Origin of the sequence: Bacillus sp. CH140a_4T, assembly GCF_008923725.1 — a bacterium.
Classification (GTDB): Bacteria; Bacillota; Bacilli; order Bacillales; family Bacillaceae_G; genus Bacillus_A.
In genome coordinates, this window is record NZ_WBPF01000014.1 from 25,372 (window position 1) to 50,929 (window position 25,558).

25 protein-coding genes and 2 riboswitches are annotated in these 25,558 nt (G+C 36.6%); of the genes, 17 read left to right on the top strand and 8 right to left on the bottom strand.

Annotated features, from left to right (window positions below; translation table 11 throughout):
• Nucleotides 1–57: 57 nt before the first annotated feature.
• The gene (locus F8162_RS28735) at nt 58–207 is read left to right on the top strand and encodes a hypothetical protein (RefSeq protein WP_192797626.1); all 150 of its coding nucleotides are present in this window, start codon (nt 58–60) and stop codon (nt 205–207) included.
• Between the two features lie 232 nt (nt 208–439).
• Here F8162_RS28735 and F8162_RS15075 read toward each other — a convergent pair whose 3' ends face one another.
• Entirely contained in the window at nt 440–1,003 is a 564-nt protein-coding gene (locus F8162_RS15075; RefSeq protein WP_151633916.1) for a cysteine hydrolase family protein, read from the bottom strand.
• A 392-nt stretch (nt 1,004–1,395) separates the two neighbouring features.
• Nucleotides 1,396–1,500, top strand: a riboswitch (SAM riboswitch).
• A 123-nt stretch (nt 1,501–1,623) separates the two neighbouring features.
• Between F8162_RS15075 and F8162_RS15085 the strand changes: the two genes are divergently transcribed.
• The 3 genes from F8162_RS15085 to F8162_RS15095 are packed head-to-tail and all read left to right on the top strand — an operon-like array spanning nt 1,624 to nt 4,174.
• Nucleotides 1,624–2,643, top strand: a complete 1,020-nt coding sequence (locus tag F8162_RS15085) for a methionine ABC transporter ATP-binding protein (protein ID WP_151633918.1) — start codon at nt 1,624–1,626, stop codon at nt 2,641–2,643.
• On the top strand, nt 2,633–3,298 hold the full coding sequence (locus F8162_RS15090) for a methionine ABC transporter permease (RefSeq protein ID WP_151633920.1): 666 nt from the start codon (nt 2,633–2,635) through the stop codon (nt 3,296–3,298). The genes F8162_RS15085 and F8162_RS15090 overlap by 11 nt, the downstream gene beginning before the upstream one ends.
• 21 nt (nt 3,299–3,319) lie before the next feature.
• Nucleotides 3,320–4,174, top strand: a complete 855-nt coding sequence (locus F8162_RS15095; RefSeq protein ID WP_151633921.1) for a MetQ/NlpA family ABC transporter substrate-binding protein — start codon at nt 3,320–3,322, stop codon at nt 4,172–4,174.
• A 167-nt stretch (nt 4,175–4,341) separates the two neighbouring features.
• Here the strand turns inward: F8162_RS15095 and F8162_RS15100 are convergent, their stop codons facing one another.
• From F8162_RS15100 to F8162_RS15115, 4 genes are all read right to left on the bottom strand, one after another.
• Nucleotides 4,342–4,812 carry an HXXEE domain-containing protein gene (locus tag F8162_RS15100; RefSeq protein ID WP_192797627.1) on the bottom strand — a complete coding sequence of 157 codons (471 nt, stop codon included), beginning with the start codon at nt 4,810–4,812 and terminating at the stop codon, nt 4,342–4,344.
• A 58-nt stretch (nt 4,813–4,870) separates the two neighbouring features.
• Nucleotides 4,871–5,062 (bottom strand): DUF3926 domain-containing protein, encoded by a 192-nt coding sequence (locus tag F8162_RS15105; protein ID WP_151633922.1) that lies wholly within the window; start codon nt 5,060–5,062, stop codon nt 4,871–4,873.
• Complete coding sequence (locus F8162_RS15110; RefSeq protein WP_192797628.1) at nt 5,055–6,236, bottom strand: ArsA family ATPase; 1,182 nt, start codon at nt 6,234–6,236, stop codon at nt 5,055–5,057. The genes F8162_RS15105 and F8162_RS15110 overlap by 8 nt, the downstream gene beginning before the upstream one ends.
• 75 nt (nt 6,237–6,311) lie before the next feature.
• A complete protein-coding gene (locus F8162_RS15115; protein ID WP_151633923.1) occupies nt 6,312–6,794 on the bottom strand; it encodes a MarR family winged helix-turn-helix transcriptional regulator in 483 nt (160 codons plus the stop codon).
• A 231-nt stretch (nt 6,795–7,025) separates the two neighbouring features.
• Here F8162_RS15115 and F8162_RS15120 point away from each other — a divergent pair, with 231 nt between their 5' ends.
• The 10 genes from F8162_RS15120 to F8162_RS15165 all read left to right on the top strand — a co-directional run bounded on the left by F8162_RS15120 (nt 7,026) and on the right by F8162_RS15165 (nt 17,690).
• Entirely contained in the window at nt 7,026–7,262 is a 237-nt protein-coding gene (locus F8162_RS15120) for a YiaA/YiaB family inner membrane protein (protein ID WP_076541991.1), read from the top strand.
• 141 nt (nt 7,263–7,403) lie between these two features.
• Nucleotides 7,404–7,694, top strand: a complete 291-nt coding sequence (gene gatC, locus F8162_RS15125) for an Asp-tRNA(Asn)/Glu-tRNA(Gln) amidotransferase subunit GatC (protein WP_000086999.1) — start codon at nt 7,404–7,406, stop codon at nt 7,692–7,694.
• Between the two features lie 15 nt (nt 7,695–7,709).
• A complete protein-coding gene (gene gatA / locus F8162_RS15130) occupies nt 7,710–9,167 on the top strand; it encodes an Asp-tRNA(Asn)/Glu-tRNA(Gln) amidotransferase subunit GatA (protein WP_000051449.1) in 1,458 nt (485 codons plus the stop codon).
• A gap of 14 nt (nt 9,168–9,181) precedes the next feature.
• Nucleotides 9,182–10,609, top strand: coding sequence for an Asp-tRNA(Asn)/Glu-tRNA(Gln) amidotransferase subunit GatB (gene gatB, locus F8162_RS15135; RefSeq protein ID WP_046958896.1), 1,428 nt, complete (start codon nt 9,182–9,184; stop codon nt 10,607–10,609).
• 473 nt (nt 10,610–11,082) lie between these two features.
• Nucleotides 11,083–11,988 (top strand): diacylglycerol kinase, encoded by a 906-nt coding sequence (locus F8162_RS15140; protein WP_000977668.1) that lies wholly within the window; start codon nt 11,083–11,085, stop codon nt 11,986–11,988.
• A gap of 138 nt (nt 11,989–12,126) precedes the next feature.
• Nucleotides 12,127–12,873 carry an HAD family hydrolase gene (locus tag F8162_RS15145; protein ID WP_151633924.1) on the top strand — a complete coding sequence of 249 codons (747 nt, stop codon included), beginning with the start codon at nt 12,127–12,129 and terminating at the stop codon, nt 12,871–12,873.
• A 154-nt stretch (nt 12,874–13,027) separates the two neighbouring features.
• Nucleotides 13,028–14,392, top strand: coding sequence for a 4-aminobutyrate--2-oxoglutarate transaminase (gene gabT / locus F8162_RS15150; RefSeq protein ID WP_192797629.1), 1,365 nt, complete (start codon nt 13,028–13,030; stop codon nt 14,390–14,392).
• Nucleotides 14,393–14,507: 115 nt separating this feature from the next.
• Nucleotides 14,508–15,875 carry a sigma-54 interaction domain-containing protein gene (locus F8162_RS15155; RefSeq protein ID WP_151633927.1) on the top strand — a complete coding sequence of 456 codons (1,368 nt, stop codon included), beginning with the start codon at nt 14,508–14,510 and terminating at the stop codon, nt 15,873–15,875.
• Nucleotides 15,868–17,319 carry an NADP-dependent succinate-semialdehyde dehydrogenase gene (gene gabD / locus F8162_RS15160; protein WP_151633929.1) on the top strand — a complete coding sequence of 484 codons (1,452 nt, stop codon included), beginning with the start codon at nt 15,868–15,870 and terminating at the stop codon, nt 17,317–17,319. The genes F8162_RS15155 and gabD overlap by 8 nt, the downstream gene beginning before the upstream one ends.
• A 47-nt stretch (nt 17,320–17,366) precedes the next feature.
• Entirely contained in the window at nt 17,367–17,690 is a 324-nt protein-coding gene (locus F8162_RS15165; RefSeq protein WP_048529395.1) for a DMT family transporter, read from the top strand.
• Nucleotides 17,691–17,730: 40 nt separating this feature from the next.
• On the opposite strand, the gene F8162_RS15170 is transcribed toward F8162_RS15165, so the two are convergent.
• Together F8162_RS15170 and F8162_RS15175 are read right to left on the bottom strand one after the other, a co-directional pair.
• A complete protein-coding gene (locus F8162_RS15170) occupies nt 17,731–18,960 on the bottom strand; it encodes an aminopeptidase (protein WP_151633931.1) in 1,230 nt (409 codons plus the stop codon).
• 116 nt (nt 18,961–19,076) lie between these two features.
• Nucleotides 19,077–20,159, bottom strand: a complete 1,083-nt coding sequence (locus F8162_RS15175; RefSeq protein ID WP_151633933.1) for a polysaccharide deacetylase family protein — start codon at nt 20,157–20,159, stop codon at nt 19,077–19,079.
• Nucleotides 20,160–20,700: 541 nt separating this feature from the next.
• Here F8162_RS15175 and F8162_RS15180 point away from each other — a divergent pair.
• A complete protein-coding gene (locus F8162_RS15180) occupies nt 20,701–21,408 on the top strand; it encodes a hypothetical protein (protein ID WP_151633935.1) in 708 nt (235 codons plus the stop codon).
• A gap of 46 nt (nt 21,409–21,454) precedes the next feature.
• Here the strand turns inward: F8162_RS15180 and F8162_RS15185 are convergent, their stop codons facing one another.
• Entirely contained in the window at nt 21,455–22,651 is a 1,197-nt protein-coding gene (locus tag F8162_RS15185; protein ID WP_151633937.1) for a NupC/NupG family nucleoside CNT transporter, read from the bottom strand.
• Between the two features lie 202 nt (nt 22,652–22,853).
• Nucleotides 22,854–22,955, bottom strand: a riboswitch (purine riboswitch).
• Between the two features lie 121 nt (nt 22,956–23,076).
• Here F8162_RS15185 and rlmD point away from each other — a divergent pair.
• Both rlmD and F8162_RS15195 read left to right on the top strand, forming a co-directional pair.
• Entirely contained in the window at nt 23,077–24,453 is a 1,377-nt protein-coding gene (gene rlmD / locus F8162_RS15190; RefSeq protein ID WP_151633939.1) for a 23S rRNA (uracil(1939)-C(5))-methyltransferase RlmD, read from the top strand.
• Nucleotides 24,454–24,549: 96 nt separating this feature from the next.
• A complete protein-coding gene (locus tag F8162_RS15195; RefSeq protein WP_000566688.1) occupies nt 24,550–25,539 on the top strand; it encodes a tRNA dihydrouridine synthase in 990 nt (329 codons plus the stop codon).
• The last annotated feature ends 19 nt before the right edge of the window (nt 25,540–25,558 follow it).

A 25,558-nucleotide genomic window follows, 5' to 3' on the forward strand; every position in this document is an offset into this window, starting at 1 on the left:
GTATATTATATTTGTTGAATAGATTCTCTTTAAAGACAAGAAAAGTAGGTGAACAAAGTGGGAAAATATCAATTGGATTACAAAAGTCAGGTAGCTGTGGCAAAGTTTCATGAAAAACAGACGCCTGTCAAATTTGATAAAAAGCAGCAAATTGAAAATTTGCGTGCGGAGTATTTGAAAAAGAAGCAAAAACAAACAGATAAATAATATGTTACGTTTTTGATAGGAGAAACTAGTTCTAATTACCATATATTACTATTCGTTAATTAGAACTAGCTAAACCCTATTAAGATCGGGATAAACATGTAAATAGAAACAAAGCAACGAGAAAAGTTGACTTATTAGTCACATTTTTTAGTATTCATTTTAAGGATTTCCTGTATAATACAATTTGAAAGAAAATCTATGGTTTGACAAGAAACACTCCTTTCGGTTTTGCTCACTGAAGGGAGTGTTTTTTTGTAGCTACAAACTCCGCTGTACTCATTACAGTTGCATATACGCCATCTAAACTAGCCAAAATTGTGTTATGAATATAAACGGCTGGTATAGTAGCATTCTTAAAAGAAAGATCTTTTGTAGCACAAGCATCATGTATAACGGTACATGGAAAGCCGAAATCAAAAGCAGCCCTTACGGTAGCATCGATACACATATGAGTCATCATCCCGCATATGACGACGTGCTCAATGTCTAAACGTTGTAATTGTTCTAGAAGATCAGTTTCGCGAAAACTATTTGGATAATGTTTGAGTATAACGGTTTCTTCTCTAAGTGGACGTACGCTTTCATGAATATGTACACCTTCTGTATTGGGCAGGAAAAAAGTAGCGTCATCTTTTATTGCTACATGTTGGATATGAAAAATAGGTTCGTTTTTCTTTCTAAAGAGTTGTAGCAGCTGACTAGCATATTCGCTTGCTTCTACTGGATTACGCAATTCCATCTTTCCATGTGGAAAATAATCATTTTGAATATCAACGAGTAAAAGAGCTGTTTTCATATATTTATCTTCCTCCGATTTCATATTCAAATAATGGTATTCAATTTATCCGACATTAACGGGCAGTAAAACTCCCACCTCAAAATTCGGCTGGAGCAAAGAAGTTAGGTGGGAGATCAACTGTCCGTAAATGTCCGATTGGTTCAACTAATAATCAGTGGGGGATGAACAACCCCCCCACTGATTATAGTTTCACTTTATAGAGAGGATTCTCCTTTTAAAAAATATGAAGGAGGAGAATTTAACATAACTTTAAAAATTATTATTGTATGTGATTTTTTATTTGAAAATTTTAATAGAAAAATAATTAATATTTTTCTAAAAAATGTATTGACCCCTATTATTCTGAGTTCTATAATGAGAATTAATTAAACGACAATTAAATCGATACATTCTTATCCAGAGAGGTGGAGGGACTGGCCCTACGATACCTCAGCAACGGGTTTTTTAATACCGTGCTAACTCCAGCAAGCCTATAAAGGCTTGGAAGATGAGAAGATGTGAACGAGTACATATAAGTGCTCTCCTTCTTATCTTTATGGTTGATAAGAAGGAGAGCACTTTTTATTTTACCTCGAAAGCTCTACTTCAAGTCTTTACAGCATATAGGAGGGAAGAAAATGATTTCTTTTAACAACGTAAGTAAAGTATATGAATCAGGTGGGCAATCTGTTCATGCGGTGGAAGATGTAACATTATCCGTTGAGAAGGGCGAAATTTTTGGCATTATCGGTTTTAGTGGCGCTGGAAAGAGTACATTGTTACGCCTAGTAAATATGTTAGAGAGACCGACGGCGGGAACGATTTCAATAGATGATAAAGATATTACATCACTATCGACGAAAGAATTACGGAAGCTAAGACAAAGAATCGGAATGATTTTTCAAAGTTTTAATTTATTTAATTCAAGAACAGTGTTTGGGAATATTGCTTATCCATTAAAGTTAGCGAAAGTACCAAAGAATGAGATAAAAGAAAGAGTAAATGAACTGCTGAAGTTTGTAGGGTTAGAAGATAAAGCAAACTATTATCCAGAGCAGCTATCAGGCGGACAAAAGCAGCGTGTTGGTATTGCAAGAGCACTTGCAACATCGCCAGATATTCTTATATGTGATGAGGCAACATCAGCTTTAGATCCAGAAACAACGACAGAGATATTAAACTTATTAAAGAAAGTAAATCGAGAATACAATGTAACAATTCTTCTTATTACACATGAAATGCATGTTGTGAAAGAAATTTGTCACCGTGTAGCTGTAATGGAGAAAGGAAAGGTTATTGAAGAAGGAAAACTGTTTGACGTTTTCACACAACCAAAAACAAAGACAACTCAAAACTTTGTACGTTCTATTATTAATGATCATTTACCAGAAAGTGTTCTAGCGAAAATTCAAAATGGTGGACAGATTTATCGCTTAACATTTACTGGTGAAGAGACAGGACAGCCAGTGCTATCATATATCGCGAAAAACTATAACGTCGATGTAAACGTACTGTATGGAAATATTATTGAACTTCAAAATGTGCTATTTGGAAATCTACTTGTAGAACTGCAAGGTGAGCAGAAAGAAATTCAAAAAGCATTACAACATCTAAGACTACAAGTGCAGCTGAAGGAGGTAGAAGCTCATGCGAGTTGATTGGAGTATATTTTGGCCCCGCATAATAGATGCGACGGGGGATACCCTCTTAATGGTAATTGTAACCCTTATATTTGCTACAATTCTTGGTATACCCCTAGGTTTACTTTTATATATAACGAGAAAAGGAAACTTTTTAGAAAATAAATGGGTCTTTTCTATTCTTAATATCATTATTAATACAATCCGTCCGATTCCATTCATCATCTTCTTAGTAGCTTTAAGCCCACTAACAAGAAGTATTATTGGAACGACGATTGGAACAGCAGCAGCAATTTTCCCAATGACGTTAGTTGCATCAATTGGTATTGCGAGAATGGTTGAAACAAATCTTGTTTCTGTTCCGAAAGGGGTAATTGAAGCAGCTCAAGCGATGGGTGCTTCACCAATTAGAATTGTTTTTGAAATTCTTGTCCCAGAAGCGTTAGCGCCATTGATTTTAGGGGTTACATTTATGACAGTTGGTTTAATCGAATTTTCTGCAGTTGCTGGGCTTGTCGGTGGTGGTGGTCTTGGTGACTTAGCGATGACATATGGTTATCTACGCTTTGATACATCAGTTATGTTCGTAACGGTCGTTTTACTGATTATTCTCGTACAGGTAGCTCAAAACTTAGGAAACTACTTTGCGAAAGTCTTTTTACGCAGATCATAAAAAGGAAGAGGGGAAAAGGAAATGAAGAAAATTTTAGCATTTGCATTATCAGCGATTGTAGGGATTTCAGCGTTAAGTGGCTGCTCAAGTGGGGACACGGGAGCAGGAGCGAAAGAGAAAACAGTTCGTGTAGGTGTAACCGGCACAGATGGAGACGCTTGGGAAATTTTAAAGAAAAAAGCTGAAAAAGAGGGAATTAAAATTAAACTGGTTGAGTTCTCTGATTACACAACGCCAAATAAAGCGTTGGCTGATGGGGATATTGAATTAAACTCATTCCAGCATATTGCTTTCTTAGAGCAATTTAAAAAAGAGCATAAGCTAGATATTACAGCTGTTGGTACAACGCAAATTGCACCAATGGGCTTATACTCTGAAAAATATAAGAAAGCAAGTGAAATTCCAGATGGCTCAGAAATTGCGATTCCAAATGATCCAACGAACCAAGCTCGTGCATTAAAACTTCTTGATGCAGCTGGATTATTAAAGCTTAAGAAAGACTTTGGCTTATTCGGAGATCCAGACGGCATTGCTGAAAATCCGAAGAAGTTAAAAATTACACCGGTTATCGCACAGCAAACACCTCGTGTATTAAAAGATGTTGCAGCTTCAGTTATTAATAACGGTGTTGCTGGTCAAGCTGGATTAGATCCAGCGAAGGATCCAATTTTCTTAGAAGATCCAAAGAATGAAAATTCGAAGCCATATATTAATATTTTTGCAGCTCGTACGAAAGATAAAGATGATCCAACACTGAAAAAAGTAATTGAACTCTATCATTCAAAAGAAGTAACTGATGCAATTAAGAAAGAAACAAATGATGGTTCCATTTCAGTAGACCTTTCACTTGATGAGCTTGAAAAAATCGTAAAATAACTATCGGGTTTAACGATTAACAGTAGGAACCCCTCCGCTGTTAGTTCGTTCAACATATAATCTACTTAACAAACAAAACCCTAATTCTGTACCTTCCAATTCTGTATAACGTAGAATCCAATGTTTGTTAAGTAGAGTGATGGACCAGGAGTTTTCCTGGTCTTTTTTTATGAATGAAAGTAGTTAGCGAATAGTAAGGTAATCCAAATTATAATAGGATAAGAAAATAAGCTGAAAATGAGTGTAATTACGAATTTCTTTTGATAAATTAAGTGTTTTTGGGATGAAAAAAAGAAAATCGAAAAGATGAAAATGAAAGCTGCCGATATTACGCCAGGGTTATAGGAACGGTAAATGAAAAATAAAATAATATGTTGAACGGAGTTGAAGAATATAGCCCCTTGTATAAAAATAACCCAGTATATAGAAGACAAGAAGTTTAGTTGATATAGAAAGACGATAAGTAAGACAAAGATTGTTAATGCGGAAATAGCAATGAAAAATTGTTGGCTTGTTATAAAATGAATTGAAAATTGATTAGCGAGATATTGTGGCATTTGGAAAGATTCTTCTAGGTTATGAATGAAAAATAACAAGGGAATAACCCAAAGCATAATAGTGGAATGTTTTTTCAACAACTTAGATCACTCCAATATGGAGATAGAAAGCCTACAAAGGCCCTCTATCCAGAGATGTTCATTCAATTATGATACTTTTTAAATTATCTTCATGATGCTCTTGTTCTTTCGGAGAAGCAGCTAGCTCTTCTTGTAAAATATTTAACATTTGCTTAGCTGATTGCTGGATTGGGGCAGGTAACTCTTCTAATATATTCATGCCGACTTTTATTTTTGTACGAATTACCTTCCTTAGTAGTTCCTCACGCATGCACTACACCTCCAAATCGAATGTTGAGTACATCATCTTCGAATTTTGCTCCTTGAATAGAAAGGTGTGTTAACGTTTTTGGTAATGTGATGTTCCGCTTAACAGACCCAGCTCGAATGATAAGCTCATCACCTTTTTGATTTAATGAAAGTTCACTTTTGCTTGAGAAAGGAATGGACAGAACGAAAATATACTCATCGCCATCTTTTTTTACATATTGAGTACGGCCGTTAAATTTCACTTCTGTAGGAGCAGAGTCAGATTTAAATAAAGCGTCTCCTACACGTTCTAACATAGATAGACCGACAACCTCTTGTTCAAACATTGGAGCTTCATAAATAGGAAGGGGCTGAAAACTATCTTGAATTAATGTTTTATATTTCTTTTGCGTATCTTTCCATGCTTGAAAATAAGGATCGGTGACAGTGTTAGGGATGACGCGGTTAATCATAATGGCATCTACGTTATAATCGTATAAGTTTAAATAAGTAAAGCTACGCTGAGCCTCTTTAATGACCATTTTTTCGGGATTTACAACGATGCGGATACTTGTTACGTCTCGGTTTGATAAAATATCTCTCATTTCTCCGAGCTGTTCAAGTGTACTTGTTAATTCGTCCATAATATCATCGGTTGGAAGGGGGACACCAAGAAGTGGTTGAGCTACAGGGCGAACAACTTTTAAAACTTTTCTTTTAATAGGAAAGAGTTTTTCCATCCACCAGCCGAGCATGTCTGGAAAACTGAGCATGGCTAATGTTTCTCCTGTTGGAGCGCAATCAATGATAATAACATCAAATGTGTTTTGTTTATAATAATCGAGTACGCGAAGTAAGCTAATTAAATCTTCCATACCAGGGAACATTGTTAATTCTTCTGTTGTAATATCATCAGCTGCTTTGGAAGTGAATAACAAGGTAATGTATTTCTGTAACTTTCCCCAGCCTTTTTCCATCTCATAAATCGTATTAATCTCTTGTGCCCACAAATTTTCACGAATTTCTAATGGCTCAGAAGAAAGTTTTATACTAAATGAATCTCCTAAACTATGAGCAGGATCTGTACTCATCACTAAAGTTTTTAAGCCTTGTTTTGCGCTTTGAAGTGCTGTTGCTGCTGAAATGCTAGTTTTTCCTACGCCGCCTTTACCTGTATACAAAATAATTCTCATCATTCTATCCCCTTTGTTTCGAGTTTCGAATATTACGAGTTCCGAAATAAAATATTGAATAAAAACCCAACTAGGGTTTTATTCAATCGGAATGTTTTTCATTTTAGGTGTAGAAACCTTTTCTTCTGTATTTTGCTGTGACGTAGCAATGTGATTCATAATCTTTTGGAAGATTTGCAGTAAGAATGCTTTTTCTTCTTCCGATAATGCTTCTGTCACTAGGTTAAAGTAATGGGCTGCATTTTGTTTTACTTCTTGAACGAGCATTACGCCGTTTTCTGTTAAACGAATTAATACAATGCGTCGGTCGTTTTCATGACGGTACCTTTCAATACATCCCTTTTTTACAAGGCGATTTACAACACCTGTCGTTGTACTCATCGGTATATCAAGAAGGTCAGCAATTTTTGTCATTGTAATATCTGTATTTCGCTCCATCCAAAGTAAACAAAATACTTCTGTTTTAGAAAGTGTTAAATCTAGGCTTACCCATTCCTCAGGATAGAAAAGTTTCTTGGCGTTATCTAGCAGTAAGTCTAAAAAATGTTCATATTGCAACAATTATTTCCACTCCCGTATATTTCGAAGTTCGTAATATTTATTTTTAGTTTATGTGGAATTAAAATAAATGTCAATTATTTTAATTGTTTTTTCAGACTAGACAGAAAACTAACTTTAAAATACTATTCTTTTGTGATAGATTTATAAATATAAAACTAGAATTTACATAAAAATCCATCATGGTAAATATACTTATCTATAATGGATGTACAGCTAATGAGGGGGAGAACGATGAGAAGACGTAATACGCAAGCGTTCACGTTTTTAGCATGGACTTCATTTGTTTGCGCACTTTCAGGTATGCTAATTGGAATTTATACGTTAGATGCAACGCTTAGTGTAAAAGGATACTATTTATTAGGAACATTATTTTTAACGATGTCTTGTTTTGTATTACAAAAAACAATTCGTGATAATGAAGAGGATAACGAGAGATTTCCAAAAAATGAACCACTAGATAAAGATTAAATTGTAAAGAAAGGCATTTGCCTTTCTTTTTTTATGTAAAAATGCCGTAAGTGCCGTGTGTTGACTTGCTTGAAGTACTGAAAATTTGGTATCATCAATAGTATTGTAGATTGAACGATATATTATGGAGGTGGCCTAGCCGTGTCAAGAATTTCCGTTGAGAATGTAAAGCACGTAGCACATTTAGCACGTCTTGCAATTACTGATCAAGAAGCAGAAAAATTTCAAAAACAACTAGATGCAATTGTTACATTTGCAGAACAGTTAAATGAATTAGATACAACTGATGTAAAACCAACAACTCATGTATTAACTATGAAAAATGTTATGCGTGAAGATGTACCAGAAAAAGGTTTACCAGTTGAAGAAGTATTAAAAAATGCACCGGATCACAAAGATAATCAAATCCGTGTTCCAGCAGTATTAGAATAGAGGAGGGGAATTTCGATGTCATTATTTGATCATTCAGTATCAGAGTTACATAAGAAATTAAACAACAAAGAAATTTCCGTTACGGATTTAGTAGAAGAATCTTACAAACGTATTGCGGATGTTGAAGATAACGTAAAAGCTTTTCTTACATTAGATGAAGAAAACGCACGCGCGAAAGCGAAAGAATTAGACGCAAAAATTGGTGCTGAAGATAATGGTTTATTATTCGGTATGCCAATTGGTGTAAAAGATAACATTGTAACTAATGGTCTTCGTACAACTTGTGCGAGCAAAATGTTAGCAAACTTTGATCCAATTTATGATGCAACAGTTGTGCAAAAGCTAAAAGCTGCTGACACAGTTACAATCGGTAAGTTAAATATGGACGAGTTCGCAATGGGTTCTTCGAATGAAAACTCAGGTTTCTACGCTACGAAAAATCCATGGAACTTAGATTACGTTCCAGGTGGATCTAGTGGTGGTTCTGCAGCAGCTGTAGCAGCAGGAGAAGTATTATTCTCTCTAGGTTCTGATACGGGTGGTTCTATCCGTCAGCCAGCTGCATATTGCGGTGTTGTAGGTTTAAAACCAACATACGGACGTGTATCTCGTTACGGATTAGTTGCATTCGCATCTTCACTTGACCAAATCGGACCGATTACACGTACAGTAGAAGATAATGCATACTTATTACAAGCTATTTCAGGTATTGACCGTATGGATGCAACTTCTGCAAACGTTGAAGTAGGAAACTACTTAGCTGGTTTAACAGGCGACGTTAAAGGTTTACGTATTGCTGTACCGAAAGAATACTTAGGAGAAGGTGTTGGCGAAGAAGCTCGTGAGTCAGTACTAGCTGCTTTAAAAGTATTAGAAGGTATGGGCGCAACTTGGGAGGAAGTATCTCTTCCACACTCTAAATACGCTCTAGCAACGTATTACTTATTATCTTCTTCTGAAGCATCTGCTAACCTGTCACGCTTTGATGGCGTACGTTACGGTGTTCGTTCTGATAATGTAAATAATTTATTAGACCTTTACAAAAACACACGTAGCGAAGGTTTCGGTGATGAAGTAAAACGCCGTATTATGCTTGGTACATTTGCACTTAGCTCTGGTTACTATGATGCATACTACAAGAAAGCACAACAAGTACGTACATTAATTAAAAACGACTTTGAAAATGTATTTGCTAACTACGATGTTATTATTGGACCAACAACGCCAACTCCGGCATTTAAAGTGGGCGAAAAAGTTGATGATCCAATGACAATGTATGCAAACGACATTTTAACAATCCCAGTAAACTTAGCGGGTGTTCCAGCGATTTCTGTTCCATGTGGATTCGGTGCTAACAACATGCCACTTGGTTTACAAATCATTGGTAAACACTTCGATGAAGCGACAATTTACCGCGTTGCACATGCGTTTGAGCAAGCAACAGACTATCATACAAAAAAAGCAAGTCTGTAAGGAGGCGAGCATAGATGAATTTAGAAACAATTATTGGTTTAGAGGTTCACGTTGAGTTAAAAACAAATTCGAAAATTTTCTCTGCGAGTCCAACAGAATTCGGAGCGGAGCCAAATACACAAACAAGTGTAATTGACCTAGGATACCCAGGGGTACTTCCTACTTTAAATAAAGAAGCAGTTAACTTTGCAATGAAAGCTGCAATGGCATTAAACTGTGAAATCGCAACGGAAACGAAGTTCGACCGTAAAAACTATTTCTACCCAGATAATCCGAAAGCTTACCAAATTTCTCAATTCGATAAGCCAATTGGTGAAAATGGTTGGATTGAAATTGAAGTAGACGGTAAAAAGAAACGTATCGGTATTACACGTCTTCATTTAGAAGAAGATGCTGGTAAATCAACGCATACAGCTGATGGTTCATTAGTAGATTACAACCGTCAAGGTATGCCTTTAATCGAGATCGTATCTGAGCCAGATATGCGTACGCCAGAAGAAGCATATGCATACTTAGAGAAGTTAAAATCAATCATTCAATACACGGGCGTATCTGATTGTAAGATGGAAGAAGGTTCCTTGCGTTGTGATGCGAACATTTCCCTTCGTCCAGTTGGACAAGAGAAGTTCGGTACAAAAGCGGAACTGAAAAACTTAAACTCATTCACTTACGTACAAAAAGGTCTTGAGCACGAGCAAGTGCGCCAAGAGAAAGAATTGTTATCTGGTGGTATCATCCAACAAGAAACACGTCGTTATGATGAAGCAACGAAGAAAACAATCTTAATGCGTGTGAAAGAGGGATCTGACGATTACCGTTACTTCCCAGAGCCAGACTTAGTTGAACTTTACATCGATGATGAGTGGAAAGAAGAAATTCGTGCTTCGATTCCAGAACTTCCAGATGCACGTAAAGCTCGCTACGTTGCAGAAATTGGCTTACCAGCTTATGATGCACACGTATTAACATTAACGAAAGAAATGTCTGATTTCTTTGAAGCAACTGTTGCGGACGGTGCTGATGCGAAATTAACATCAAACTGGTTAATGGGGGAAGTGCTTGCATACTTAAACAAACAACAAAAAGAATTAAAAGACGTTGCATTAACGCCTGCTGGTTTATCTAAAATGGTTCAATTAATTGAAAAAGGTACAATTTCTTCTAAAATTGCGAAGAAAGTATTTAACGAATTAATTGAAAAAGGTGGAGACCCAGAGGAAATCGTTAAAGCAAAAGGTCTTGTTCAAATTTCTGACGAAGGTACACTTCGTAAGGTTGTAACAGAAATTCTTGATAATAATGAGCAATCTATCGAAGACTTTAAAAACGGTAAAGACCGTGCAATTGGCTTCTTAGTTGGTCAAATTATGAAAGCTACAAAAGGACAAGCAAATCCGCCGCTTGTTAACAAAATCTTACTTGAAGAGATTAATAAGCGATAAAATAGTAGTAACTTTTAAAGATTAAGCAGAAAAACACCCGTACATGGGTGTTTTTCTAGGTTAATCAAACGTTTGTTTAAATGAGACAAAATCGTTTAAACAAACGTTTGATTAACTGTCAAAAGTGGAAAAATGTTTGTATAGCAACTATGGTATGATAGTTGCAAAAAGGTGGGAATAATGATAAATCTAGACATAGAGGTTTTTTTTTCATCTCATGAAATAATAGATAATTATTATTCGTTATATGTAAATTGTTGTGAGGAAATAGATAGACATAAATTTTTTGTCAAATAAAACAAAACCATTGAAATGAATATTTACTTTTGATGGACTACACGAATCGGGTTCTTACTGCCTGTTTGAGCGGGATAAAAGAAGGATAGGAAGATGAGAGGAGGTAGGCATAGGAATACTGAATAGAAGTTCGGTATGTTCTTTTTGATATATAAAGAAATTTCCTGTGCTAATAAATGATGAAACGAGCAAGAATTATTTATAATCCTACTTCTGGGCGCGAGCTATTTAAGAAGAGCTTACCGGAAGTATTACAAAAATTAGAACAAGCTGGATATGAAGCGTCTTGTCATGCGACAACTGGTCCTGGGGATGCGACTGTGGCAGCTAGGCAAGCTGCGGATCGTAAGTTTGATGTTGTTATCGCAGCTGGTGGTGATGGTACATTAAATGAAGTGGTGAACGGTTTAGTAGGACATGAACATCGTCCAAAGTTTGGAATTATTCCAGTTGGAACGACAAATGATTTTGCGCGTGCGATCGGTGTACCTCGTGCTATTGAAGAGGCTGCGGATATTATTTGTGAAGGGAAAACAGTTCCGTTAGATCTTGGTAGAGCGAATGATACATATTTCATTAATATCGCTGGTGGCGGCCGTATTACAGAATTAACATATGAAGTGCCAAGCAAGCTAAAAACGGTATTAGGCCAACTTGCTTACTATTTAAAAGGAATCGAAATGTTACCATCATTACATCCAACATATGTTGAAATCGAGTATGATGGAAAGTTACTACAAGAAGAAATTACGATGTTTTTAATTACGAATACTCGTTCAGTAGGCGGCTTTGAAAAGGTAGCACCATATGCATCAATTAACGATGGCTTATTTGATTTATTAGTGCTGAAAAAAGGTTCTATCGCTGACTTAATTAAAGCAGCAACACAAGCGCAGCGTGGTGAACATATTAACAATCCAAAAGTGCTATACACACAAGCAAATCGAATTAAAGTACATTCACCAGATAAACTAATGATTAATTTAGATGGTGAATACGGTGGAGATGCACCGATGGAATTCGAAAATATATATCATTGTCTTGAACTATTTGTTCCTGAACATCAAGAGGATGCCCTGTAAAGGCATCCTTTTTTATTATATAGAGGAATTGTAAATTGGAAGTTAGTTTGATTTTTATGGTATTTTTACAATTCGTTTATTTTATATCCATACTTTATTGATACACTGGAGGAGATAAGAAACGAGAGGTAGTGTGCTATGGAGAAGGTAAAAGCAATATTATTTGATAAAGATGGGACATTAATGGATTTTCATTCAATTTGGATAAAAGTAGCTGAAGAACTTGTCGCTGAATGTATAAAATTATATCAACTCCCACAGTCAATGCAGCAGGATTTATTAAAAGAAATCGGTGTAGATGGGGTATTTGTGAACCCTCGTAGCGCAATAGCGGCAGGAACAAGCCTTGATGTTGCAAAGGGGCTTTGTAAGTATATTACGTCATCTAAGGAAGAGGAGATGCATGAGTGGGTAAGTGAAAAGTTATTTTCTCTTATGTACGAGCATCGTTCCTATATGAGAATGACTGCGGATTTACCGAGAATTTTACAAGGTTTAAAGGATAAAGGATTTATTTTAGGTGTTGTTACAGCTGATGATTTCGCACCGACAGAATTATTTTTAAAACAATATCAATTAGAGTCTTATTTTGATTATGTTGTAGCGTCAGATACGTTTCCAGCACAAAAACCAGATAAAAAAATTGTAGAATCGTTTTGTGAAAGGTTTCATCTAGAGGCGTGTGAAGTAGCGGTCGTTGGAGATACACCAACTGATTTATATTTAGCGAGAAATGGCGGCGATTGCTATGCAATTGGAGTACTATCTGGTACGGGAGATCGTCAAACATTAGAACCACTTGCTGATTTAGTAGTACAATCTGTTGGGGAGTTTATTTCTCATTCGGGTGAGTTAATTTGGGAACAAGGAAAGTCTAATGTGTAGGAAAAATAAGTCTATAAGGACTCTCAATGAGTCTTTATAGACTTATTTTTTATGTCGACATAGAAGGTAGGTAGGATGAATGCTGGAAAAGAATGTTGGCATACATTTTGCAATGAAAAGAGAAAACAATGTAAAGAAAAGGATGGGGTACGTAATGAACACAAAAAAATTTGCTAAAGTAAATGAAAAAATTCCTGGACCGAAAGCAGCGTCTTTATTAGAACGCCGCCAAAATATAGTACCAAAAGGAGTAAGTAACGGCATCCCAACGTTTGTACAATCTGCAAATGGTGCTCTTGTAACAGATGTTGATGGCAATCAGTACATTGATTTCGCGGGAGCAATTGGAACAATTAACGTAGGACATTGTCATCCAACTGTGAAAGAAGCGCTTCATAAACAAGTAGATCAATACATTCATACTGGATTTAATGTCATGATGTATGAGCCATATATTGAATTGGCGGAAAAACTTGCGGCATTAGCGCCAGGAAGTTTTGATAAGCAAGTACTATTTTTAAATAGTGGTGCAGAAGCAGTTGAGAACGCGGTGAAAATCGCTCGTAAATATACAAAAAGACCTGGTATTATCGCATTTTCTAAAGGTTTCCACGGGCGTACGTTAATGACAATGACGATGACAAGTAAAGTAAAACCATATAAATTTGGATTTGGTCCATTTGCTCCAGAGGTATATAAAGCGCCATTCCCGTATGAATACCGTCGCCCAGAAGGATTAACTGAAGAGCAGTATGATGACTTTATGATTGAAGAGTTTAAGAATTTCTTCATATCAGAAGTAGCGCCAGAAACAATTGCAGCTGTTGTAATGGAACCTGTTCAAGGGGAAGGCGGATTTATCGTTCCAAGTAAGAAGTTTGTGCAAGCAGTACGCAATATTTGTTCAGAACACGGCATCTTATTTGTAGCGGATGAAATTCAAACAGGATTTAGCCGTACAGGAAAGTATTTTGCCATTGATCATTATGATGTCGTTCCAGATTTAATTACAGTATCTAAATCATTAGGCGCTGGTGTACCGATTAGTGGTGTTATTGGGCGTAAGGAAATTATGAATGAGTCTGCACCAGGAGAGCTTGGGGGAACGTATGCAGGAAGCCCACTAGGATGTGCGGCAGCATTAGCGGTACTTGATGTAATAGAAAAAGAGAATTTAAATGATAGAGCGATAGAATTAGGAAAAGTCGTAATGAACCGATTTGAAGAGATGAAAAATAAATATAATTGCATCGGTGATGTGCGCGGTTTAGGGGCAATGTGTGCATTCGAGCTCGTTCAAGACCGTAAGACGAAAGCGCCAGATAAAACATTAGCGTCTAATTTATGTGCAGAAGCAAATAAACGCGGATTACTTCTACTATCAGCAGGAACATATGGAAATGTTATTCGTGTGCTCATGCCATTAGTGATTACAGATGAGCAACTTGAAGAAGGATTAACAATCATTGAAGAATCATTGCAAGTCTGTTATGAGAAAGCAAATACTGCTCGTGTTTAAAAGCTAAATAATAAATCGCAAACATTCTAGCTGACTCTATATAAAATGCAGAAAATTCACTTTATAATAAAGGTAGTGAAGTGAATCGATGGATTGGAAGTTAGGGGTGGCTAGGATGGTTGCAGAAAAGGAACGAGTGTTAATGGATTTACAAGATGTATTTGAATATGCGTTTGACGAAATTTTTGTGACTGATGAAAAGGGAATCGTTGTGCGTGTAAATAGTACATGTGAAAGGCACTATCAATTAGCTGCTAAAGAGTTAGTAGGTAAGCATGTAAAAGAGTTGCAGAAGGATGGTATCTTTTATCCATCGGCAACGTTAGAAGTAATTGAAAAAAAGAGACCAATTGAACTCGTCCAAACGACAAAATCAGGAGAGTATTTACACGTTCGTACAAGGCCTGTTTTTGATAATGAGGGAAATTTAAGAAGAGTAATTAGTTATTCTCGTGATCTTACAGAACTCTACCAATTACGTCAAAAGGTAGAGGAAATGGATAATCAGTTAAAAACATATAAAAAAGAATTAAGAGAAACATATGAACATGAAGGACTTATTTTTAAAAGTATCGCTATGCAAAAAATAGTCGAAACAATCAAGAAAGTGTCCGTGGTAGATAGTACAGTTCTCGTATTAGGTGAGACAGGAGTAGGGAAGAGTCGATTAGTACGCCATTTACATGAAGTGAGTAACCGGAAAAACGAAAGTTTCTATGAAATTAACTGTGCGGCATTGCCAACGAATTTAATTGAATCAGAGCTTTTTGGATACTCAGGTGGATCTTTTACAGGTGCGAATCGTGAGGGGAAAAAGGGATTATTAGAATCCGCGCATAAAGGAACTCTTTTCTTAGATGAAATTGGCGAAATGCCGCTTGAAATTCAAGCGAAGCTTTTGCAAGTGTTGCAGGAAAAAACGTTTCGACCTATAGGCGGAAGAGAATTAAAAAAGGTGGACGTTAGAATTGTAGCGGCAACAAATCGAGATTTAAGTATGATGGTGAAAAAAGGGACATTCAGGAAAGATTTATATTATCGTCTGAATGTCATTCCAATTGTAATTCCACCACTCAGGGAAAGAACTGAAGACATTTTACCGCTCATTTATCATTATTTACAGCACTTTAACGAGAAATATGGCCGGAATGTAAAATTAGCGCCTAGCACATTACAAATGTTTGTTAGTTACCCTTGGGAAGGAAATAATAGAGAAATTGAAAATGTGATTGAGCGAATTGTTATAACTGCTGACGATATCGTTACGATAGAAGATTTGCCGATAGCGATGCAAGAATCAACGGTTGAACAGTCCGGCCAAAGTCTCTATAAAATGTTAGAAGAAGTAGAACGGAATATTATTTTGAAAGCATATAAAACATATGGGTCGAGCTATAAAGTAGCGGAGTTTTTAAAAATAAGTCAATCTGCTGCCACGAGGAAAATAAAGAAACTTATAGAGGAGGAAGAAAACATTGGATAAAAAAGCGATGTTTGTAAATGTAGAGAAAAAGGCGATGTATATAAATGGTGAGTGGATTACATTGCAAGAACAAATCGAAGTAAATAATCCAGCAACGAAGGAAATATTTGCGACGGTACCTAAAGGCGGGATAACAGAGGCAAAGCAAGCTGTTGATGCTGCCCATGAAGCTTTTAAATCATGGTCTAAGTTAACAGCAGCAGACCGTGCAGTGAAGTTGAAAAAATGGTTCACACTTATTGATGAAAATAAAGAAGAGATTGCAGCAATCATGACGAGAGAACAAGGAAAGCCATTTGCAGAAGCACTTGGTGAAGTGAATTATGCAAATAGCTTTGTTGAATGGTATGCAGAAGAAGGTAAACGCGTATATGGCGAAATGATTCCTGCTTCTCATCCGAATAAACGTATTTTAGTTATGAAGCAACCAGTTGGAGTTATGGCCGCTATTACACCTTGGAACTTCCCGGCTGCTATGATTACGAGAAAGGTAGCGCCGGCGCTTGCAGCAGGATGTACAGCGGTTGTAAAACCTGCAAGTCAAACGCCGTTAACTGCGTTAAAATTAGCTGAATTAGCTCATGAAGCAGATATTCCAAAGGGCGTAATAAATATTGTAACAGGTAGTGCGAAAGCAATTGCTGATACGTGGATGGAAGATGGACGTGTTCGAAAGGTTTCCTTTACAGGATCAACGGAAATTGGGAAAGAATTAATGGCCAGTGCTGCACAAACGATGAAAAAGGTTTCACTTGAGTTAGGTGGTCACGCGCCGTTTATTGTTATGAATGATGCGGACTTAGATAAAGCGGTAGAGGCGGTAATCGGTTCGAAATTCCGTAACGCAGGACAAACGTGTATATGTACAAACCGAGTATTTGTTCAGGAAGAAGTGTATGAAGCGTTTGTAGAGAAGTTCCAAAAGGCAGTAGGGCAGTTGAAAGTAGGAGACGGTTTCGGTGACGGAACGACTGTAGGACCACTTATTGACGAGAATGCAGTTTCGAAAGTACAGGAACATATCGAAGATGCTATTAAACAAGGTGGAACAGTTTTATATGGTGGCCAAAAGGTTGCAGAGCTAGATGGACACTTTATGCAACCAACTGTAATTGGATTGGCGAACGATACGATGCTTTGTATGAATGAAGAAACATTTGGACCAGTTGCGCCAGTTGCGAAATTCACAACAGTTGAAGAAGTAATCGAACGTGCAAATCAGACACCATATGGATTGGCTGCTTATATCTTCACAAAAGATATTAGTCAAGCATTCCAAATTAGCGAAGCGTTAGAGTACGGAATTATCGGTTTAAATGATGGGCTTCCATCGGTTGCACAAGCACCGTTCGGTGGCTTTAAAGAGAGTGGTATTGGCCGTGAAGGAGGCCATTTCGGTATCGAGGAATATTTAGAAATTAAATATATTTCATTAGGACTATAAGTAGTATACTAGAATCTCTATAAGGTAACAGAGAAGGAGATTCTAGTATGATATATTGGCTATTATTACTCGTAACAATTATTTTTGAAGTAGCTGGAACAATTGCGATGAAATTATCGAATGGTTTAACAAAGCTCGTTCCAAGTGTACTTATTTTCGTATTTTATGGAATTTGTTTCAGCGTATTTGCTATCGTTGTCAAAAAGATTCATTTAAGTATCGCTTATGCTATTTGGTCTGGAGTAGGAACATTACTTATTACAATCATTAGCGTATATTTTTTTAAAGAGCACATTAGCTTATTCCAAGCGTTTTGTATTCTCTTTATCGTTTTAGGAGTAATTGGACTTAAGGTTTCATCGGCATCATAAAAGGCTATCTTCCGGTGTGGAAGATAGCCTTTTATTTGTATTAAAATGCCCAGTTACCTTTACGGAAGATTGGTTCATGTCTTCCATCATCTGTAATACCATCGATATCAAGCTCGGCTGATCCGATCATGAAGTCGTTATGTGTAATACTATTGTTTGCTCCGTTTTCAGCAAGTTCTTCTTTAGACATTGTTTTTCCACCAACTAAGTTGAAAGCATAAGCACTTCCGATTGCAAGGTGGCAAGATGCGTTTTCATCAAATAGCGTATTGTAGAATAAAATATTTGTGTTTGAAATTGGTGAGTCATGAGGTACTAACGCCACTTCTCCTAAGAAGTGAGAACCTTCATCTGTTTCTACTAAATGTTTTAAAGCCTCTCCACCAGTTTCAGCTTTATAGTCTACGATACGTCCGTTTTCAAATGTTAACGTGAAGTTATCGATAATGTTACCTGCAAATGCTAACGGTTTTGTGCTAGATACTTGACCGTTTACACCTGTTTTAAGCGGCATTGTAAATACTTCTTCAGTTGGAATGTTCGCCATAAATGGTACGTTCTTTTCATTTAAGCTACCAGCACCAGCCCATACATGCTTTTCTGGAAGTTCGATCGTTAAATCTGTTCCAGGGCCTGTATAGTAAAGAGCTTTATAATGTTTTTCGTTTAAGTAATCAACTTTTGTATGTAACGTTTCATCGTGTTCTTTCCATGCTTCCACAGGGTTTTCTAAGTCAGCACGAGTAGCTTTGAAAATAGCATCCCATAGTTTTGCTTCTTGTTCTTCTGGTGCAACGTCAGGGAATACTTTCGCAGCCCATTCTTTCGTAGGAACAGAAATGACACACCAGCTTACTTTATCAGCTTGTACGTAATCACGGTATACTTTCATTGCTTCACCAGCTACTTTATGAGCTGTTGCGATACGCGTTGCTTCTACACCTTTTAATAAATCAGGGTTTTCTGCATAAATAGACATAAATGCAGCGCCTTCTTTTGCTAATTCTTCACGAGCGTGTGCCTTCCAAGATGGGAACTCAGCGAATGCTTCTTCAGGAGCTAGATCGAACTTTAAGCGTGTTAACGTCTCATCATTCCAATCCACATATACGTGTTTTGCACCAGATTTATATGCTTTTTCTGTAACGAGGCGTACAAATTGTACAGCTTCAAGAGGTGCACTAATTGATAATGTTTGCCCTGGTTGAATATTAACACCAACATTGACTGCAAGAGCAGCATATTTCTCTAACGTTTGTTCAAATGACATATGTATAATCTCCTTTAATTTGAAAGATTTCTTACTATATATAATACAAGAAAATTCAAAAAATATATATAAATATAGCGTAAAAAGAGAGCTCAAAATATATTGAGCTCTCATCGTTATTTAATCGAAGAAGCAAATTGTTCTACAGTCGTCGAATTGTGTATGCGAACACGTTTCATTTTTAACAACTCATCGGGTTCACCTTTTGTGATGAACTTTCCGGGTTTTGTTGTCGTCGCAAATTGATAATATTTCTTCGTTTCTGCAACGACTTTATCATCTACATGGCCGAATGGATAAGCAACTGCGATAACAGGCTTACCTGTTATTTTTTCTAGCTTTTCTTTCGATTCCTTTAATTCTTCTTCATAGTTTGTAATCTTCGGTAAGTCTGCATGTGTTGCAGTATGAGATTGCATAGAGAAAATGCCGGAATCAACCATTTCTTTTATGTCAGATGTAGAAAGTGATCCTTCTACATCAACGTTATCAACAATCATATATTCTGTTGCTGTAGGTTTAAACGTATCGTCTTTTAGTTTTTGTAAAACATGAAATGCATTCATATTATTTTTCATACCGTCATCAAATGTAACGAAGATAGGTTTATTTACTTTATTAATATCGCCCCAGCGTTCAAAAGTTAGTAATGTATAGCCGTTGTCCTTTAAATATTTCATTTGGGCTTCAAAGTTAGCAGGTGAGACGAATAAATCTTTAATGCCTTGTCCGTGATAATCATCGATTGCATGATACATAAGAACGGGAACCTTTTGCTCGAAAGTAATAGTAGATTTTGTGAGCGGAATGGTTTTCCCATCTTCTTTTATTCCTATTGCTTCAATTTGGAACTCACCGCGTTTTCCTTCAAATTCTTTTATGTCAAAAGGAAGTGAAAATTGCTTTTCTTTTTCTTTAGAAGACAAAGATTTAGCAGTTTCCTTTCCGTCAGCAGTGCGCCAAATTTTATATTGTACCTCAGTTAAAGGATCTTTTATATCTGCCATGTGAATAGTAGTGTTAGTAGATTCATATGTAATTGGGTTATAAGCAATTTTCCCTTGTTCTTGTACGGTCACTTCCTGTTTCTTAGTTTCTTGAACCTTTTTCTCTTTTTTAGGCTCTTGACTTACATTGCTAGTAGTACAACCTGCTAGAATAGCAGACGTGCATAAAGCGATGGCTGCGTATTTTCTCATAAAATCACCTTCTATTGTGTATTATGTTGCATACTTATATTTAAAATCCCCACAGCTGTAAGAGCGGTGGGGATTTACCCTTGTTTATCATATCATTTGAAGAAAATGAGGGGAATATGATTTTTAGGAGGAGCTATTAGGGCGCTAGATTAATGACTTTGAATCGATGTATTCTTTCGTTTCTTATTGGAATTGCTAATAATATAACCTACTACAAAAATGAGAGGAATAATAAAGACATAGATAGGTATTCCCCATACATAATAGCTTTTCATGCTTAAAACTAGTAAATGTAAGAAGTCGAAAAGGGCGTGGGCTTTCATAATATCCTCCAATGTATTTTTTGCAAATTATAACATTTTTTATTTGTGATTTGTATATTTTGGTAAATGATTTAAGTTAATTTTAAAGTAAGAGAAAGGTCTATTAATATGAAATGCTGCATATATAAAGTAGTTTTTATTGAAATATCAGGATTTTGGACTATAATAAGAACCGATATAAATGTAAGCAAGAATGATGTACGGAGTGGAGAACAGAAATGAAATATAAAAAAATAGTATATATTCTTCTCGTATCGCTATTCATAGTTGGTTGTCAAAGTGAAATGAGTAAGGCGAATAGTGTAGAGGAGTATATTCCACCGCACCTTATGAATGCGGAAGTTACGGCGGATATTATGACGATTGAGATGGATCGTGATACCCGTAAAAAAGTAGAGGCTATTACTAAAAAAGTGAGAAATCATGTGGAAAATGATCAAGAATGGTATGTAAACTATATATCGGGGCATATAGATAAACAGGTGAAACCGTATCATCCTAATTTTGGGGTTACGGAAGAAGAATATAACTTTTTTAGGAACGCCGTTGAGAATAGTAGTTTATCTAATACAAGTGACGGAAAACTACTATTTAAACAAAAAAGTAACCATGAGATAGAAATCGTTTCAAGTAAAAATCTAGAGCTATTTCGAAATATAGTAATTGATACGGAGAAAAATATAGTAAAAACTTCGTTTGGAGAATGTCAGTATGTTGGAGAAGAGAAAACACCTTTGAAACAAAAGATAACGGGCCCCTGGCATGGCAAGCAATGGATGCTAAAAGAACAAAATTTAATTTACTTATTTTCTTTGGGTAAACTTGAAGGAGAGAATAAATCCATTATTGATATTTCAGTAAAAGGTATACACGAAGGAAAGCTTATTAGTAAAGAGGAAGTAGTTGAATTTCGTTCGGTTTCATAAAGAATCAAAAAAACCACCTTACTTAAACAAGTAAGGTGGTTTTTTATTAAATAAACAATCCAGCGATTGTTGCAGATAAAATAGAAGCAAGTGTTGATGCAAATAGCATTTTCCAACCAAATTTCGATACGATGCTTCCTTGTTTTTCAGAAAGGGCGCGGATTGTCCCAACGATCGCACCAATTTGGCTAATACTTGCGAAGCTAATTAAGAATACTGTAACGATGCCAACTGTACGCGGAGATAATGTTGTTGCAACATCTTTTAAATCAAGGATTGCTACAAACTCGTTTAATACAATCTTCGTACCCATAATTCCACCAGCTGGGATAATATCTTGAGTTGGAATACCCATTAAGAATACGAATGGAGCAAGTATATAACCGAAGATTTGTTGTAAAGTAACAGCATATCCCATTGCACCTGAAGCTGCGCTAATTACGTAGTTTACAACTTCCATCACACCGATGAAGGCGATCATTAATGCGGCAACGATACCAGCTACTTTTAAACCATCAAGCGCACCGTTAATCATTGCGCCGATAAAGCTGTCTCCGAATAAAGTTCTATCAAATTTTTGAATCACTTCATCTTCTTTCTTCGTATCAACTGGTGTTAATAGCGAACAAACGATCAAGCTTGAGAATAAGTTTAGCGGAAGAGCTGCTAGTACATATTTCGCATCTAACATCATTACGTATGATGCTGTAACAGAAGCAGAAACGGAACTCATTGCAGAACAACAAATGATAAACATACGATTTTTGTTAAAATGTTGTAAATCGTTTTTAATAACGATTAACGCTTCACTTGAACCGAAGAATACAGAGTTTACTGCGTGGAATGACTCGACGCGTGGTAAACCAGTAATTTTTGAAATTGCACCGCCGACAACGCGAACGATGAATGGTAAAACACCTAAATAACTAAAGATAGAAAGTAGTGCTGAGAAAAATACGATAATTAATAGTACGTTTAAGAAAAAGACAAAATCTCTTTGAATTCCATTAAAGAGAAAATCGACACCTGTCGTACCAAGTTTAATTAGTTTGTTGAAAACTTTACCAATGAAAATAATGATTTGTTGACCAATCTTTGTGCCAAACATAAACCAACCGATTAAAATTTGAAAACCAATCATAATAGCAATTGCACGGAAGTTGATTTTACTTCTATTGTTTGACAAAGCAAAGCATAAACCTAAAACGACAAGAATACCGATAATGCTCATTACATATTGCATGTAGTTGCCCCTTTCAGAAGTTCGTATAAAGTTTGTACATAAAACGCTCGTTATATTACTAAAAATAAAACAAAGAGGTTTTATGTCATACGTAAGATGTCTGACCTTTTAGAAAAATGAAAATAAAAAAAGACCCATATGGATTCACTTTCATCTATGAGAGAAAGCTAATCAATATGAGTCCTTTTTTGCACATAGGCTAATATTCATTAGTTTTCCCCATAGTCCAGCAATTTAAGGTTGCCGGGTAGAAACTCTCAATCCATATTATCGAGTATATATGAGGTAACATCGTCCGTATTAAATTAGTAGTAGCGTAACATTAACAGAGAACTATCGTCAATAGCTTTTTTTCTTCCGATAGAAATAGACCATATAAGTATGATAAAATGTAACGCAGTGTTATGAAAAAGAGAGGTCGGAAAATGAGTACAAAAATGACGCCACCAGTTGAGAAAAACGAGTTTATAGATGTAGTATTTGAAGATTTAACACATGATGGTGCCGGTGTTGCGAAAGTAAAAGGCTATCCTATTTTCGTTAAAAACGGATTACCAGGTGAAGAAGCACAAATTAAAATTATTAAAGTGAAGAAAAACTTCGCATTCGGTCGTGTAATGAAGCTTCATACAGAGAGCCCCTATCGTAAAGATGCAGAATGCCCAGTGTACAATCAGTGCGGCGGTTGTCAGCTTCAGCACTTAACATATGAAGGACAATTACAAGCGAAAGAAAAACAAGTACGTGACGTTATGCAGCGCATCGGCGGATTAAGCGATGTTCCTGTGTACCCTGTACTTGGCATGAAAAATCCGTGGGTATACCGTAACAAAGCACAAGTACCAATTGGAGAACGTGAAGGCGGACTTGTAGCTGGTTTCTATCGCCAAGGAACACATGACATCATTAATATGGAATCATGTTTAATTCAGGCAGAAGAAAACGATACATTAATCCAGGAAGTAAAACGTATTTGTGAAAAATACGGTATTCCAGCGTACAACGAAGAGCGTAACAAAGGAACACTTCGCCACGTAATGGCACGCTATGGACAAGTAACAGGGGAAATTATGCTTGTCTTCATTACTCGTACAGCAGAATTACCAAACAAAAAAGCAATCATTGAAGAAATTGCTGCAAAATTCCCAGAAGTAAAATCGATTGTTCAAAACGTAAACAAGAAACGTACAAACGTAATCTTCGGAGACACAACGACAGTACTGTACGGATCAGAATATATTTATGACTTTATCGGTGACATTAAATTTGCGATTTCAGCACGTTCATTCTATCAAGTAAACCCAGAACAAACGAAAGTGCTATACGATAAAACGTTAGAATATGCAAAATTAGATGGCAACGAAACAGTAATTGATGCCTATTGCGGAATTGGATCAATCTCCTTATTCCTAGCACAAAAAGCGAAAAAAGTGTACGGCGTTGAAATCGTCCCAGAAGCAATCGAAGACGCAAACCGAAACGCAGCACTAAACAACATGACAAACGCTGAATTTGGCGTAGGAGAAGCAGAAGTAGTCATTCCAAAATGGTACAAAGAAGGCGTAATCGCTGACACAATGGTCGTAGATCCACCACGTAAAGGTTGTGATGAGGCACTACTAAACACAATCATCGACATGAAACCAAAACGCGTCGTATACGTATCATGTAACCCAGCAACATTAGCACGAGACTTAAAAGTACTAGAAGAAGGCGGATATAAAACGCAAGAAGTACAACCTGTTGATATGTTCCCGCATACGACTCATGTAGAGTGTGTAGCTTGGCTTAAGTTGGTATAATAGGAAAGCAGTTGATATAGGAAAATCTATACCATCTGCTTTTTGGTTTATTGAGAGTTTGAAATTGTATTCATAGTGAGAGGATTTGAATTTGAAATGATAGATAATTTTTGGCGTGATTTACCACGACCATTTTTCGTACTTGCACCAATGGAAGATGTGACAGACGTTGTTTTCCGTCACGTAGTAAGTGAGGCTGGTCGCCCAGACGTATTCTTCACAGAGTTCACAAATTCGGATAGCTATTGTCATCCAGAAGGTATGAAAAGTGTACGTGGCCGTTTAATTTTTACTGAAGATGAACAGCCAATGGTGGCGCATATTTGGGGAGATAATCCTGAATATTTCCGTCAAATGAGTATTGGTATGGCAGAGTTAGGATTTAAAGGCATCGATATTAATATGGGTTGCCCAGTACCGAACGTAGCATCAAGAGGAAAAGGTAGTGGCCTTATTCTACGTCCAGACGTTGCGGCAGAACTTATTCAAGCAGCAAAAGCGGGAGGACTACCTGTCAGCGTAAAAACAAGACTTGGCTTTAAAGAGTTAAGCGAGTGGGAAGATTGGTTAACGCACATTTTCAAACAAGATATTGCGAACCTTTCTATTCACTTACGTACAAGAGAAGAAATGAGCCAAGTGGATGCGCACTGGGAGCTAATTCCGGAAATTAAAAAATTACGTGATCGTATTGCACCAAATACGCTCCTAACAATAAATGGTGACATTCCTGACCGTAAAACCGGGCTGGAACTTGCTGAAAAATACGGCATTGATGGCGTAATGATTGGACGAGGGATCTTTAAAAATCCATTTGCTTTCGAAAAAGAACCAAGAGAGCATAGCAGTAAAGAACATTTAGATCTTTTAAGACTACAACTTGATCTTCAAGATCAATATGCAGAAGTACTGCCACGCTCCATCACTGGGCTTCATCGCTTCTTCAAAATTTATGTAAAGGGCTTCCCTGGAGCTGCTGAACTAAGAAATCAATTGATGAGCACAAAATCAACTGATGAAGTACGCGCATTACTTAATAAGTTTGAGGCGAGTGTTAATGTGGTAGAAGGTAGTGAAACAGTGTAACTTTTGAAAGTTACACTGT

Bases quoted from the DNA above. Each gene is read 5' to 3' on its own strand.
- F8162_RS15180 (WP_151633935.1), top strand. From the start codon at position 20,701: ATGAAATATAAAAAAATAGTATATATTCTTCTCGTATCGCTATTCATA.
- F8162_RS15105 (WP_151633922.1), bottom strand. From the start codon at position 5,062: ATGCGTGAGGAACTACTAAGGAAGGTAATTCGTACAAAAATAAAAGTC.
- F8162_RS15140 (WP_000977668.1), top strand. From the start codon at position 11,083: ATGATGAAACGAGCAAGAATTATTTATAATCCTACTTCTGGGCGCGAG.
- rlmD (WP_151633939.1), top strand. From the start codon at position 23,077: ATGAGTACAAAAATGACGCCACCAGTTGAGAAAAACGAGTTTATAGAT.
- F8162_RS15145 (WP_151633924.1), top strand. From the start codon at position 12,127: ATGGAGAAGGTAAAAGCAATATTATTTGATAAAGATGGGACATTAATG.
- F8162_RS15155 (WP_151633927.1), top strand. From the start codon at position 14,508: ATGGTTGCAGAAAAGGAACGAGTGTTAATGGATTTACAAGATGTATTT.
- gatA (WP_000051449.1), top strand. From the start codon at position 7,710: ATGTCATTATTTGATCATTCAGTATCAGAGTTACATAAGAAATTAAAC.
- F8162_RS15110 (WP_192797628.1), bottom strand. From the start codon at position 6,236: ATGATGAGAATTATTTTGTATACAGGTAAAGGCGGCGTAGGAAAAACT.
- F8162_RS15185 (WP_151633937.1), bottom strand. From the start codon at position 22,651: ATGCAATATGTAATGAGCATTATCGGTATTCTTGTCGTTTTAGGTTTA.
- F8162_RS15175 (WP_151633933.1), bottom strand. From the start codon at position 20,159: ATGAGAAAATACGCAGCCATCGCTTTATGCACGTCTGCTATTCTAGCA.
- gatB (WP_046958896.1), top strand. From the start codon at position 9,182: ATGAATTTAGAAACAATTATTGGTTTAGAGGTTCACGTTGAGTTAAAA.
- F8162_RS15165 (WP_048529395.1), top strand. From the start codon at position 17,367: ATGATATATTGGCTATTATTACTCGTAACAATTATTTTTGAAGTAGCT.
- F8162_RS15085 (WP_151633918.1), top strand. From the start codon at position 1,624: ATGATTTCTTTTAACAACGTAAGTAAAGTATATGAATCAGGTGGGCAA.
- F8162_RS15090 (WP_151633920.1), top strand. From the start codon at position 2,633: ATGCGAGTTGATTGGAGTATATTTTGGCCCCGCATAATAGATGCGACG.
- F8162_RS15095 (WP_151633921.1), top strand. From the start codon at position 3,320: ATGAAGAAAATTTTAGCATTTGCATTATCAGCGATTGTAGGGATTTCA.
- F8162_RS15170 (WP_151633931.1), bottom strand. From the start codon at position 18,960: ATGTCATTTGAACAAACGTTAGAGAAATATGCTGCTCTTGCAGTCAAT.
- F8162_RS15120 (WP_076541991.1), top strand. From the start codon at position 7,026: ATGAGAAGACGTAATACGCAAGCGTTCACGTTTTTAGCATGGACTTCA.
- gabT (WP_192797629.1), top strand. From the start codon at position 13,028: ATGAACACAAAAAAATTTGCTAAAGTAAATGAAAAAATTCCTGGACCG.
- F8162_RS15075 (WP_151633916.1), bottom strand. From the start codon at position 1,003: ATGAAAACAGCTCTTTTACTCGTTGATATTCAAAATGATTATTTTCCA.
- F8162_RS15195 (WP_000566688.1), top strand. From the start codon at position 24,550: ATGATAGATAATTTTTGGCGTGATTTACCACGACCATTTTTCGTACTT.